The 12,081-nt window shown below is 65.9% G+C and carries 14 protein-coding genes; 2 read left to right on the forward strand and 12 right to left on the reverse strand.

What is annotated here, in order from left to right; genetic code table 11:
* Positions 1–415: 415 nt before the first annotated feature.
* From QZY48_RS08775 to QZY48_RS08795, 5 genes are all read right to left on the reverse strand, one after another.
* The gene (locus QZY48_RS08775; RefSeq protein ID WP_295430202.1) at positions 416–1,174 is read right to left on the reverse strand and encodes a hypothetical protein; all 759 of its coding nucleotides are present in this window, start codon (positions 1,172–1,174) and stop codon (positions 416–418) included.
* Between the two features lie 53 nt (positions 1,175–1,227).
* Positions 1,228–1,548 (reverse strand): hypothetical protein, encoded by a 321-nt coding sequence (locus QZY48_RS08780; RefSeq protein ID WP_295430203.1) that lies wholly within the window; start codon positions 1,546–1,548, stop codon positions 1,228–1,230.
* A gap of 60 nt (positions 1,549–1,608) precedes the next feature.
* On the reverse strand, positions 1,609–1,956 hold the full coding sequence (locus QZY48_RS08785; RefSeq protein ID WP_295430205.1) for a chaperone modulator CbpM: 348 nt from the start codon (positions 1,954–1,956) through the stop codon (positions 1,609–1,611).
* Positions 1,957–1,960: 4 nt separating this feature from the next.
* On the reverse strand, positions 1,961–2,905 hold the full coding sequence (locus QZY48_RS08790) for a DnaJ C-terminal domain-containing protein (protein WP_295430207.1): 945 nt from the start codon (positions 2,903–2,905) through the stop codon (positions 1,961–1,963).
* Between the two features lie 129 nt (positions 2,906–3,034).
* On the reverse strand, positions 3,035–3,211 hold the full coding sequence (locus QZY48_RS08795; protein ID WP_295430209.1) for a hypothetical protein: 177 nt from the start codon (positions 3,209–3,211) through the stop codon (positions 3,035–3,037).
* A gap of 373 nt (positions 3,212–3,584) precedes the next feature.
* On the opposite strand from QZY48_RS08795, the gene QZY48_RS08800 reads away from it, so the two are divergent.
* Positions 3,585–4,961 (forward strand): MFS transporter, encoded by a 1,377-nt coding sequence (locus QZY48_RS08800; RefSeq protein WP_295430211.1) that lies wholly within the window; start codon positions 3,585–3,587, stop codon positions 4,959–4,961.
* 77 nt (positions 4,962–5,038) lie between these two features.
* The gene (gene ssb / locus QZY48_RS08805) at positions 5,039–5,533 is read left to right on the forward strand and encodes a single-stranded DNA-binding protein (protein WP_295430213.1); all 495 of its coding nucleotides are present in this window, start codon (positions 5,039–5,041) and stop codon (positions 5,531–5,533) included.
* 23 nt (positions 5,534–5,556) lie between these two features.
* Here ssb and QZY48_RS08810 read toward each other — a convergent pair whose 3' ends face one another.
* The 7 genes from QZY48_RS08810 to QZY48_RS08840 all read right to left on the reverse strand — a co-directional run bounded on the left by QZY48_RS08810 (position 5,557) and on the right by QZY48_RS08840 (position 12,077).
* Complete coding sequence (locus QZY48_RS08810) at positions 5,557–5,727, reverse strand: hypothetical protein (protein ID WP_295430215.1); 171 nt, start codon at positions 5,725–5,727, stop codon at positions 5,557–5,559.
* Between the two features lie 155 nt (positions 5,728–5,882).
* Entirely contained in the window at positions 5,883–6,392 is a 510-nt protein-coding gene (locus QZY48_RS08815) for a methyltransferase domain-containing protein (protein WP_295430217.1), read from the reverse strand.
* On the reverse strand, positions 6,319–7,143 hold the full coding sequence (locus tag QZY48_RS08820) for a WecB/TagA/CpsF family glycosyltransferase (RefSeq protein ID WP_295430219.1): 825 nt from the start codon (positions 7,141–7,143) through the stop codon (positions 6,319–6,321). The genes QZY48_RS08815 and QZY48_RS08820 overlap by 74 nt, the downstream gene beginning before the upstream one ends.
* Positions 7,140–8,117: an NAD-dependent epimerase/dehydratase family protein gene (locus QZY48_RS08825; protein WP_295430220.1), complete on the reverse strand. Its 978-nt coding sequence runs from the start codon at positions 8,115–8,117 to the stop codon at positions 7,140–7,142. The genes QZY48_RS08820 and QZY48_RS08825 overlap by 4 nt, the downstream gene beginning before the upstream one ends.
* 155 nt (positions 8,118–8,272) lie before the next feature.
* Complete coding sequence (locus tag QZY48_RS08830) at positions 8,273–9,607, reverse strand: O-antigen ligase family protein (protein ID WP_295430222.1); 1,335 nt, start codon at positions 9,605–9,607, stop codon at positions 8,273–8,275.
* Positions 9,604–10,917, reverse strand: coding sequence for a glycosyltransferase (locus tag QZY48_RS08835; RefSeq protein WP_295430224.1), 1,314 nt, complete (start codon positions 10,915–10,917; stop codon positions 9,604–9,606). The genes QZY48_RS08830 and QZY48_RS08835 overlap by 4 nt, the downstream gene beginning before the upstream one ends.
* A gap of 17 nt (positions 10,918–10,934) precedes the next feature.
* The gene (locus QZY48_RS08840) at positions 10,935–12,077 is read right to left on the reverse strand and encodes a glycosyltransferase family 4 protein (protein WP_295430226.1); all 1,143 of its coding nucleotides are present in this window, start codon (positions 12,075–12,077) and stop codon (positions 10,935–10,937) included.
* Positions 12,078–12,081: the final 4 nt, after the last annotated feature.

A 12,081-nucleotide genomic window follows, 5' to 3' on the forward strand; every position in this document is an offset into this window, starting at 1 on the left:
GGCCTGGACGTAGGCTTCATCAAGCTGGTTGAGGCTGTGGTCGCTCAGGTGCATCGGTCAGTGGCGCGGTATCAGCGGGCAACGTAGGGGGACATCCTGAGCGGGCTGGAGGCAGCGGTCAAGGGGTCTCTGAACGGCTACTTTCTGACAAGAACTGGCATAATCCATATTAGCTTTCTGCCGGAAAGCTGCGGCCCACAAGGCTGATTGCGCCAATGGCCGCGTCGCCAATGCGCCCTTATTTCGCTGCCTACACCGAAGTGGTCGGTATTTTGAGGCTCGAATGCTTTGCCGCAAAAGTGAATTTTTGTGTAGCCCATCGATGTCAGTTTAGATATGGTGCGCTGAATGTCCTTGGGCTTTCGTGCGCCATCTATCTTTTCCAACAAAGTCTTCGGCGTATCGGCAGACCATCTTAATTCAATATTAAGCCGTTAATTATTAGCTTCAATGCTTCGCGAAATATAGGGTAGCCGGAATTCTGTTCGGCTAGTTCTACCTTGAGGCTGTCCGTTCTTCTGTGTCTCGCCCCCATTTTCTCAAATTCAATGATCGCCTCTTCGGCGGATTTTCGTGTGTAATCCATGTCATCTCTTAGAGCCCGTTCTGCTACAACCGATATGGACTCTAGTTTATTTTCTAGCGATAGTGCGAGATAGTAATATTTGTCCTCATGCAGTATCCAATCTAATTTTTCTTGACCCTCGCTGAGGTTATCTGGACAGGTTGATAATAGTATTTGCAACACTGGGTTATCGAGCAATGGAATAATGGAAATATATGCGCCATCAACGAATCGCCCCTCATTGTAAAGATTAAGATCGGATTGTTTGCCGAAGCTCATGTAAAATGATGAGTAGGGAAGTGATAGTGTTCCTATCTTTATTTCGTCAACATCGGTGTGCCTAAATTGTTCTGTAATCTCATCGTTAAAATTAAATATTTGCCTTCCATGACAGAAGTATGCTGCATAATGCATGGCAAGAGAGCACTCATGCATTGCCAGCTGCAAATTCTCGGGCCGTTTTTCGAACGGAAGCGCCATGATTTCATCATTGTACTTTGCTTTAATATGTTCAGTGATGGCATGAAATGTTTCTGGATTTGCCAGGGTTGTTGTGCCAGAAAGGTTCTGGTAAATGTTTACAACTTGCTTGGCAAACGGACGGGTCATCCGATATCGATCAGGATGATACCTCTTAGATAATTGCATATCTCCCCCGAATATTAACGTGCAGGTTGGGAATGCGGCCCCGAAAGCTCTGCTTTCATTGCCAGAGCAACCGCTTCCGCCTCTCCCCGGTCAACCAGGATCGCCAAGCCTTGCCACAACGCTGTTTCAGGGGCCTTGATTTCCAGCCAGGACAATTGGCCGACTTCATGTGCCCCCGGTAGTCCACGGCCCCGTACCGTCACCTCTTCCCAAACCGCCGGGGGTGCCAATACTTGGCCATATAATCGCCGCAGCAACTCCAACTGACCAATGACCGACAGGGCGATCAAAGGACCGCTGTCGGCAACGACGACGGGAGGTGAGAAGCAAGTCATCCGCGTGGGGAAGGGTCAAGGTTTGCATGACATTTTCCGCTCCGGGGGCGCGGGCGAAGTCTAACCGCGGTCGCGTCCGCCCAGTGTGCCGAGCTGGTGCTCCAGGGCGCGGATGCGCTCGCGCAGGGCCTCCATCTCATCGAGGAGATCCAGTGCCAGGGCGGTGCCGGACAGGTTGAGCTCCAGGTCATGGCGCAGGCGCAAGGCCCGGCGGGCCCGCTGTACCGCCACACCGTCGAAGCGCCACTCGCCCGGCGCGCCGCCGGCCCGCGGTCGCAGCACCCCCTCACCTACCAGTAGTTGCAGGGTGCGGCCACTGGAGCCGCACAGTTGGGTCAGTTCCGCGAGGGTGACGACAAACCCCTCGTCCATGACGACCCCTTCGATGCGTGTTTCGCTCTTTACCATGGTCTTAGACCCCCAGCTCCGCACGCGGGTTGAAGTGCAACTGCTCGGCCATGTGCTCGAAGACCCGTCGCGCCTCCTCGGTCTTGGCCGACGGCACCACGATCTCCAGGATGACCATCTCGTCGCCCGGCGGATCGCCGGGGAGCCCGCGCCCCTTCAGGCGCATCCGCTTGCCGGTCTGAGACCCCGGCGGAATCTTGAGGTTCACCGGCCCGCCCAGGGTCGGCACCGGGATGGTCGCACCCAGGGCCGCCTCCCAGGGGGCGATGGGCAGGCGCAACGCGATGTCCTTGCCGTCCACGGTGAAGTGCCGGTGCGGCCGGATGTCCACCTCCAGGTACAGGTTCCCGGCCGGCCCGCCATGCACCCCGGGTGCGCCCTGGCCGCTTAAGCGAATCTGGCGGCCCTGGGTGACCCCCGCCGGAATGCGAACGTTGAGCGTGCGTTCGTGGCTGGTCATGTGCCCGTCCGCGCCCAGCTCCGGAACCTCCAGGCGCAGTTGGCGGGTGGCGCCCTGGAAGGCGTCCTCCAGGTCGATCTGGACCCGCACGGTCTGGTCCTGGCCGCGGCGCTTGCGCGGTGCGCCGCCCCCGCCGGCACCAGCGCCGCGGAACTCGCGGTTGAACAGGCTCGAGAAAAAGTCGCTGAAATCGCCCGTTTCGTTGGGGTCGAAGTGGAATCCCTGCTGGGCCCCGGCCCCGCCCGGGGGCGGCCGGAAGTCCTGGCCGGCCCGCCAGTTGTTGCCGAGCGCGTCGTAGGCGGCGCGCTTCTGCGGGTCCTTCAAGACCTCCTGCGCCTCGTTGACATCCTTGAAGCGGGCCTCGGCGTTCGGCTCCTTGCTCACGTCCGGATGGTACTTGCGCGCCAGCTTGCGGTAGGCGCGCTTGATGTCGTCCGCGGTGGCATCGCGGGCGACACCCAGGGTCTTGTAGTAATCCTTATATTCCATAGCAAGGTCTCGGGGCAGGGAGTCGGGGTTGGCGTCGGACGGACTCGAATCAGTGCCGAAGATGGGGATTCACGGCCCCGGTTGCACCGGGTCGCCCCCGCCTGGCTAGAATAACCCCAGAGCGGCGAATCAGTCCGCGAAAAACGCGAACAACTCGAAAAAGATCATGGCTATTGCCGACAGCGCTCGTCCATCGATCGGCTTGAGCGCCGCGCCGACGAGCGCCCGGCCCCTGCACGACCCGGCGCCGTAGGGTCCGCTGCGCGGACCGGCCACCCCGCACACGCCCCGGATGACCAGCCCCACCCACTCGAGCTCCCCGCCCACGGCCGCCCGGAGGGTGCGATCAGAACTGATGTATTATTTCACATTACGTAGGGTATGCATCGCGTGTCCGCCAAGCTGCCACGACCGCCGGAGCCGGGTACGCGATGCGTATCCTACAGCGACAGCGACCGGACGTTCTCGCGGACCGGGCGTCGTGGTCGTTGTCGTAATCGAATAATCCGACCACGATTACGACAACGACAACGACAACGACAACGACAACGACAACGACAGCGTACCCGCAATCTCGGTCACCACATCAGGTCTGATCGCACCCAGTTCGGGCCCGGCCGCCCCCGGCGGACCGAAGCTGGTATCATCCGGCCTTTGCCGTCACCCCAGCGTCCGCGCCGTGAGCCCTGCCAAACCTGCAGTCATCCCTCTGACCCCCGACGAACGTCGCGCCTCGCTCGGCCTGGCCGGCATCTATGGCCTGCGGATGCTGGGATTGTTCCTGATCCTGCCGGTCTTCGTCCTCCACGCGGACGGCTACACGGGGGCGACGCCGCTCCTGATCGGGCTCGCCATCGGCGCCTACGGGCTCACCCAGGCCATCCTCCAGATCCCGTTTGGGATGCTGTCCGACCGGATCGGGCGCAAGCCGGTGATCTACGGCGGGCTCGCGGTCTTTGTACTGGGGAGCGTGATGGCCGCGCTGGCCACCAGCATCGAGGGGGTGATCCTGGGCCGGGTGATCCAGGGGGCCGGGGCCGTGTCCGCCGCGGTCACGGCGCTCGCCGCGGACCTGACCCGGGACGAGGTACGCACCCGCGCCATGGCCGGGGTCGGCGCCAGCATCGGCATCGCCTTCGGGCTCGCCTTCATCATCGCCCCGGTCATCGCCCGGTTCTGGGGGCTCGCGGGGATCTTCTGGGTCACCGCCCTGCTCGCCTTCGCCGGCATCCTGGTGCTGTGGCTGGTGGTGCCGAACCCCAAACACCGCTCGGTGCACCGGGACGCGGAGCCGGTCGCGAGTCAACTGATGGTGGTGCTGCGCGACGGCCAATTGCTGCGGCTCAACTTCGGCATCTTCTCGCTGCACCTGATGATGACCGGCATGTTCCTGGTCATCCCGCCCTCGCTGGTGAAGGCGGGCGTGATCAACGCCGACCACTGGGAGGTCTACCTGCCGGTGCTGCTGCTCGGCCTGTTGGCGATGGTTCCGTTCGTCATCATCGCGGAGGGGCGCGGGCGCATCAAACAGGTCTTTATGGGGGGCATCGTCACCGTGGGTTTAGCCGCGCTCGGGTTCTCCGTCTGGGCCACTGAGCTTGCGCCGTTGATGATCCTGCTCGCGGTCTTCTTCACCGGCGTCAACTTGCTGGAGGCCCTGCTGCCCTCGATGATCTCCAAGATCGCCCGGGCCGGGGCCAAGGGCACCGCCATGGGGGTCTACTCCACCTCCCAGTTCATCGGCGCCTTCCTGGGCGGCATGACCGGGGGGCTGGTGAACCAGTACCTGGGCGCCCCCGCGGTCTTCGTGTTCGCCGCCCTGTGCGCGCTCGCCTGGCTGCTGGTGGCCGCCACCATGGGCGCCCCGCAGCGGGTGACCAACCAAATGGTCCCGGTCGGACCCATCGGCGCCGACGCCATCCTGGACCTGGAGCGGCGCCTGCTGGCCGTCCCCGGGGTGCGCGACGCGGTGGTGGTGCTGGAGGAGGGGGTCGCCTATCTGAAGGTGGACAGCCGCGAACTGGATTCGGCAAGATTGGCCGCGGTGGTCGGCTGAGGCAGGCCGCGCCCCCGGTCCCGTAGCTAGTCCTTGTCATTACTGCTGACCCGCATTGAGCGGGTGCGAGGGAGATCATGTCCAGAGGCGTCAACAAAGTCATCCTGATCGGTAACTTAGGCAACGAGCCGGATGTTCGCTACACGCAGAGCGGGGATGCGATGGCCACCATCAGCATCGCCACCAGCGAGTCCTGGAAGGATAAGAACACCGGCGAGACCCAGGAACGCACCGAATGGCATCGGGTGGTGTTCTTCGGCAAGCTGGCCGAGATCGTCAAGCAGTACCTCCACAAGGGATCGAAGGTCTATATCGAGGGCCAGTTGCGCACGCGCAAGTGGCAGGACAAGGAGGGGCTAGACCGCTACACGACTGAGGTCTATGTAGGTGTCGGCGGCACCATGCAGATGCTCGACGGCCGCCCCGGCGGCGGGTCATCGGTCCCCTACGACGACGCCCCGCGCGCTCCGGCAGCTCCGGCAGCGGCCCCTGCGGGCGGCGCTCGCTCTGCCGCTCCCCCCGCCCCCGATCAGGGCGGCGGTATGCCGTTCGACGACGATATTCCCTTTTAGCGTGATCGGCGCCGGGCGGGTGCTCAGCGCTCCCAGGGGCGGCCTCGAGCGACGCGACACCGGGCGGTGGCCGCGAGCACGGCGAGCATGTGCGCCGCCAGCGCGTCCCGTGAATAGGTCCCGGCCGCCGCCAGGCTGGCCGCGGCGAGGCGCGCCACCCGAACCGGGTCCGCGGCCAGTCGCGAACCGCCCACGCCAGGGCCCGCGGGTCCCCGGCACCGACCCAGAGCCCGGCGCCGGCCCGCCGCACGATCTGCACCGCCTCGCCATCCGGCATGGCCAGCAGGATCGGCAGTCCCCTCCCCCATCGCCTAGAACAGCTTGGACGGGATCAATGCAGACACAGGGCTCACTGACCCCGAAGCGGGGGTGATAGCTCGACGGCACGAACCGCACCGCCGCCGCCCCCGCCAAGGTCGTGCCCGTCCCAATGCAGGCGCCCGCCGCGCCCGTCCGCAGACGGTCCCACGGCCACCCCCCGGGTGCAGATGCAGACGCGCGACCGCCGCGCGAAACCGCCCCTGGATCTCGTCGCGGACCAACAGACCGCCAGATTCTTGAAGTAACCATGGTAAGCCGTGGTGACAATGAAAACCCCGCCAGGCCGAAGAAGGTCGAACATCTCGGCGACGAAGCGGCGGGGGGCGAAGAGGTGCTCGATCACTTCCAGTGAGACGATCAGGTCCCAACCGGTCCCCAGAACCCGGTTCAGGGCGTCACCGGTGCCCGGGCGGATGCTTGCGCCGCCGGCGATGGTCGGCGAGGTCGAGCACCGCAGCGCCGCCTCAGCGGTCATCCCGGCGCCGCAACCGATACGCGATGCTCTCGCGCAGCCCGTGGTAGAGAAACTGTGGACCATCAATGAGGTCCCGCTGCCACAGCTTGCGTGGCTCCATGATGAGGCGCCAGAGCCACTCGAAACCGGCCTCCCCCAGCCAGGTCGGCACCCGCGCCACCTGTCCGCTGAGGAAGCCGAAGGCGGCGCCGACACCGATCACCACCGGCACCCGCAGCCGCTCCCGGTGGGCGTCGATCCAACGCTCCTGTTTCGGCAGGCCAAGCCCGACCCACAGCAGGTCGGCCCCGGAGGCATTGATCCGGTCGATGTCGGCCGCGACCTCGGCGGGGCTTAAGGGTCGGAAGGGCGGCGAGCGGACGCCGGCGATGCGGTGACCCGGGTAGACGCGGCAGAGGCGCTGACTTAGTGCGTCCAGGGTCGCCGCGGTGTCGCCGTAGAAGAAGCTGGAATAACCCCGCGTGTCGGCGGCGACCAGCAGCCGACGCATCAGCTCGGCACCCGGTATACGCTCCGGCAGGGGCTCGCCGCGCAGTCGCGCTAGCCAGATAGGCGCAATGCCATCGGGACAGAACAGGTCGGCCCGATTCAGGATCGCACGAAAGCTCGGGTCCCGATGACCGATCCAGATGCCATGGAAGCCGGTCACCACGACATGGCGCGACCGTGGGGGGCGCTCCGCGATCCAGCCCTCAATGCGGGCAACCGCATCAGCGGCATCCAGGCTGTCAATCTGTGCGCCCAGGATTGGCACCCTTGAGCGTGGTGTCTGGCCCTGGGGCATCCCGGCACCAGCCATTGCAGTGTCGCTCATAGCGCATCCCCAGCCGCCGCCACCTGAGTCGCGATCCAGCCGTAGGTCGCCGCCAGGCCCTCGCGCAAGGGCCGGCTGGGGGCCCAGCCGAGTCGGGCGCGGATCAGGCGGTTGTCCGAGGTGCGCCCGCGCACCCCGAGCGGACCGGGGATGTGCTCGATGGTCAGGGGCTTGTCGGCAATCTCCATGATCATCCGCGCCAGTTGGTCGATCGAGACCATCTCCGCCGAACCGATGTTCAGCGGGCCGCAGAAGTCCGACGCCATGAAGCGCTGCACCCCCTCGAGGCATTCATCGATGGCGAGGAAAGAGCGCGTCTGCTCCCCATCGCCCCAGATCTCGATGCTGCCACCCACAGGGGCCGCGGCGACCTTGCGGCAGAGGGCCGCGGGGGCCTTCTCGCGCCCATCGTTCCAGCTCCCTTCCGGGCCGAAGACGTTATGGAGCCGGGCGACCCGCACCCGCAGGCCGTGGTTCCTGGCGTAGGCAAAATACAGACGTTCGCTGAACAGCTTCTCCCAGCCATAGTCGCTGTCGGGGTCCGCCGGGCAGACCGAGTCCTCGGCCGTGGTCGGCGCCGCGGGGTCGTGCTGGTTGTGGCGCGGATAGACGCAGGCCGACGAGGAGTAGAATATTTGGCCCACGCCGGCACGGCGGCAGGCCTCAAGGACGTTGAGATTGATCTGCGAGGAGTTGTGCATGATCTCGGCGTCGTGGTCGCCGGTGAAGACGAAACCGGCGCCGCCCATGTCGGCGGCGAGTTGATAGACCACGCGGCTACCGGCCACCACGCGGGCCGCCAGGTCGGGATCGCGCAGGTCGCCCTGGACGAACTCGTCCGCCGCGCTGGGGGCAAAGGGCGGCAGCTTCAGGTCCACGCCGCGCACCCGGCGGCCCATCGCCTTCAGCCGCCGTACCAGGTGTGCGCCGATGAATCCGCCGGCACCGCAGACCAGGGTCAGGTGGTTGTTCATGCGGGGACCGCCTTGGTCCAATCGCCAGCCGGGACCGCGCCAACACCATCAATCAGGGCCAAACTCATGTTCTTCCTCGCCGAATCTTCAGACGTTCAGACAGGCATCACCGGCGCACCCCGGGCGGTCCGGCCTACAGGCCGACCGGACTGGTGCTAGGCCAAGGCCCAGGGTGGTCGCGCCGACGCCTGGCGGGCGCGCCGCCAGGCTGGCCCCCGCACCCGGTCGAGGGTGCCGAGATAGGCGAGCAGCGGCGCGTGCAGCAACAAATCGACACTGTACAAGGCGGCGGTGTTCTCTGGGATGTTACGTATGGTGAGATAGGCCATGATACCGCCGACCTGGAGCAGGAACAGCCGCTCCGCGCCGTCCCTCGCATAACCGCGCAGCAGCGCCCGGACGAACAACACCCAGCCCCACAGCAGCCCGCCGAGATACAGTGCGGCGCCCGGATAGCCGGCCGCCAGGGCAGCGTACAACAGTCCGTTCTGCGCATTCAGGCCGATCAGGCGGCGATCCGCCTGCGGACCGAAACCGAGCCACGGCGCCTGCTCAACCGCCCGCCAGCCTGCGCGCCAGATCAGGTTTCGGCCGGTCATCGACTGCAATTTCAACATCCCATCGCCGCGGGTTGCGAACCCGGTGACGTAGTCCAACCAGTCTTGCGGAAACAGCCCTCCGAGCAGCGCCAGCCCGGCCAGCACCGTCATGGCGATGCCGACGAACCGTGCCCGCCCGCCGGACAGCCAGGCCACAAGACCGAGCGCAAAGGCCGTCCCGAAGATGCCTTGACGGGCCTGAAGCAACCAGATCGCCAGCATCGCGGCCAGGCCCAGCGCCGCCCACGGCAGGCGCCGCAGGCCGCGCCGCTCCAGCGCCATCACCAAGCCGACGACCGCGGGGACCACGGCCAGACGCGCCATGCCGGTGGAGCGCGAGATCGGCCCGAACCGACCGAGATCCGCCCGGTTGACCAACCCGTGGGCTGTTATCCCAAGCTTCCCCTGCACCAGCAGGACGTCGCGGGCGAAGAACAGCATCCAAACGAACAACAAGGTCGCCAACAGCCAGACCAGGCGATTGGTCGCCATCGCCCGCGACAGCGGATCGACGCCGCCAAAGGCCCCGTCGATAGCCGCGAATACGCCGAGATAGGCGAGTGCCCAGTACCAGACCGGGAAATCGGCGCCGGTCAGCAGCGCGGCTTGCAGTGACAACAGTGCATAACCGATCCAGAGGCCCTCGGCCAGTGTCGGCAGCCGGTGTGGCTGGCGCAGCAGCGGCGACAACAGGGGCCAGAGGACGAGGGGCAGCAGCGGCCCCAGCGTACGCAGTGTATTGACCCAACTGACGAGGTCCTGCGGCGGCTCTTCCAGATACCAGGGGCCGGCGTTGATCCCCGCCCAGCAACCGAGCCAAAGTGTCAGGGCGAGCCATCCTATCCAGACTCGCGGGGTGGTACCGGCAACCGTAAAGCCGGGCCTGCTCATCGGTGCGCAGGCCCGCGCACCCGCGTATAGATTGCCTCCAGCGCCAGGGCCTTGGCCTCGATACTAAAATCGTGGGCGCGCCGCCGGGCACCGGCCGCCAGAGCGCGGCGGCGGGCCTCGTCCGCGTGCAGCAGCAAGAGCGAGGCGCGCAGCGCGCCGACGAACGTCGGCGGCGACGCGATCGGCAACCGGATACCGCAGGTGGGGGTAACCGCATCGGTAAACCCGCAATGATCCGGACAGAGCACGGGCACCCCGCGACTCAAGGCCTCCACCAAGACCGTCGAGGTCAGGTCCTTGAGACTGGTAATGACGAAGAGATGGGCCTCATCAAGGGCCGTGAGCATCACCTGCCGGGGCACCTGACCCCGCCAGCGACAGCAGGCCTCCAACCCGAGCTTGCGGGACAGCCGGTGCCAGCGCCGCGTGCACGAACCGCTACCGAAAACCGTGAGTCTCCAGGCCACCGAATCGGGCAGCCCGGCCAGCGCGTGGAGCAGTAGAGGCAGCGCCTTCCCCGGCGCGTGCTCGCCACTCCAGGCGATGCGCAGCGGCTCATCCGGCGCGCGCCGGGTCAGGATGCCGGCCCGCAAGGTCGGTGCAGTCACCTCGCTGACGATGGTGCTGGGGCAACCATAGCAGCGTTGCAGGGCCCCGGCGATGCCGCTGGTGGCGGCGATCAGACCGGGGCCGGCGCGCAACGCCGCCTGCCGTGGTGTCCTCAAGAGCCAACGATGGAGTCGATTCATAAGATTACGCCCGCCGAAATAGAGCATGCCGACGGGCCCCAGCGCGCCGAACAACCGCCATGGGGTATCCTCCATGCCCCCGATGGGACCCCAGACGAAGGGGGGCGAGAGGCGCCAAAGTCCCCCGGGAAAGCGAAATCCGACATAGGTGAGTTGGTGCGTCAAATCAAAGTGCCGCTCTGCGACAAGCCGGGCCGCGATCCGCGCCGCTGCGCGCAGCCAGCTGCGATAGGCAAAGTGCATCAGCGGCTTGAGCAAGGAGCCCTCAATCCTGCGCCAAGCTGGGGTTGGCCGGTAATGCCAGGGGCGGGGGGCGGGATAGATGAACGCGACATGCGCCGCCCAGGGGGCCTTGGTGGTCCGCAGGCAAGCCTCGATCGCATCACGATGAAAGACCGCCGTGATGACCGTGACCTCGCAAAATGAGGCCAGCGCCTGCACCCAATTCCAGCCCACCGCCTCCTCTGAACCCCGGGTCGGATGGCAGGCATAGGCACAGACCAGGACGCGGGGGCGGGACGGCGCACAACCGCTGGCCGCGCTTGGGATCGTGGCAGGCATCGGCACGGCCGACGACCTCAGGTCCGTGCCCGCTGGCCGACGTCGGCAGCGATCACCCGCGACAGCGTCGGGACCAGGACCGTCCAATCGTAGCGGCTGGCGACCTGGCGCTGACCGCAGGCGCCCAGTTGTCGGCGCCGATCGGGGTCCCGGAGCAACGCCACCAGCGCCGCGGCAAAGTCCGCCGCACCCTCCGCCAGCAGGATCTCGACGCCGGGCGCAAGCGTCAGGCCCTCGGCGCCCTTGCGAGTTGCCACCACCGGCACGCCGGCCGCCAGGGACTCCAGGATTTTCAGTCGCGTCCCGGAGCCGGAAAAGATCGGTGCCACGCTGACCGTACAACAGCGGATGAACGGCGGGACCTGCTCGTCCGGCAGCAGTCCGGCGGCCCGCAGCCATGGACGCCGATAGGGCACCGGGCCGCCGATGATGGCCAACTCCACGCGCGGGCAGTGCGCCAGGACCAGCGGCAGCACGCCGGTCACCAGGAAATCGATCGCCTCGCGGTTCGGCGGATAGGTATAGGAGCCCATGAACAGGATCACGTCTTCCCCCAGTTGATGCATCCGCCGACAGACGGCGCTCGCGGCCGCAGTGACCCCAGCGAAGCGCCGACTATCGACGCCGTTGGGCAACAGCAGCGGCGCCACGCCGTAGAGCCGCTGAAAGGCGTCGCGGTCCGGCTCCGAGACTGCAAAGGACTGCGTCACACCGCGTAACACCCGCCCCTCGGCCCAGCGGGTAAGCCACCGCACGAGCGACCCATGGCGTTGCTGCCGCAGTTCGTATTCCACGTTGTGGGCGTGATAGAGCACCGTCAGCCGGGCCCCGCTACGCCGCAGCCGCTGCAGCAACCACCAGTGGTAAAATACCCAAGACGCCCCCTCCAATACCACCACCTCGACCCGACCCCGCTGCACCAATCTGACCACCCGCCGCACATAGCCGGGTATCCCCAAGAGCTTGCGCCAACCCCGGTCGCCGACCAGACGCAGTTGCCATACCGGCAATCCGCCAGGGGTCAGGAAGCGACGCTCCGCGGGACCCGGCTGCACCAGCAGCCGGTCGTCTGCAAGGGCTTCGGCGAGGGCACAAGTCACACTGCCGGCGCCCCCCGAGGGCGGCGCCGCGGCAAAGAAACAGACGAACGCGACTCGCATTTGC

It is taken from the genome of uncultured Thiodictyon sp., assembly GCF_903828115.1.
Taxonomy (GTDB): Bacteria; Pseudomonadota; Gammaproteobacteria; order Chromatiales; family Chromatiaceae; genus Thiodictyon.

Bases quoted from the DNA above. Each gene is read 5' to 3' on its own strand.
- QZY48_RS08775 (WP_295430202.1), bottom strand. From the start codon at position 1,174: ATGACCCGTCCGTTTGCCAAGCAAGTTGTAAACATTTACCAGAACCTT.
- QZY48_RS08780 (WP_295430203.1), bottom strand. From the start codon at position 1,548: ATGACTTGCTTCTCACCTCCCGTCGTCGTTGCCGACAGCGGTCCTTTG.
- QZY48_RS08785 (WP_295430205.1), bottom strand. From the start codon at position 1,956: ATGGTAAAGAGCGAAACACGCATCGAAGGGGTCGTCATGGACGAGGGG.
- QZY48_RS08790 (WP_295430207.1), bottom strand. From the start codon at position 2,905: ATGGAATATAAGGATTACTACAAGACCCTGGGTGTCGCCCGCGATGCC.
- ssb (WP_295430213.1), top strand. From the start codon at position 5,039: ATGTCCAGAGGCGTCAACAAAGTCATCCTGATCGGTAACTTAGGCAAC.
- QZY48_RS08815 (WP_295430217.1), bottom strand. From the start codon at position 6,392: ATGGTCCACAGTTTCTCTACCACGGGCTGCGCGAGAGCATCGCGTATC.
- QZY48_RS08820 (WP_295430219.1), bottom strand. From the start codon at position 7,143: ATGAGCGACACTGCAATGGCTGGTGCCGGGATGCCCCAGGGCCAGACA.
- QZY48_RS08825 (WP_295430220.1), bottom strand. From the start codon at position 8,117: ATGAACAACCACCTGACCCTGGTCTGCGGTGCCGGCGGATTCATCGGC.
- QZY48_RS08830 (WP_295430222.1), bottom strand. From the start codon at position 9,607: ATGAGCAGGCCCGGCTTTACGGTTGCCGGTACCACCCCGCGAGTCTGG.
- QZY48_RS08835 (WP_295430224.1), bottom strand. From the start codon at position 10,917: ATGCCTGCCACGATCCCAAGCGCGGCCAGCGGTTGTGCGCCGTCCCGC.
- QZY48_RS08840 (WP_295430226.1), bottom strand. From the start codon at position 12,077: ATGCGAGTCGCGTTCGTCTGTTTCTTTGCCGCGGCGCCGCCCTCGGGG.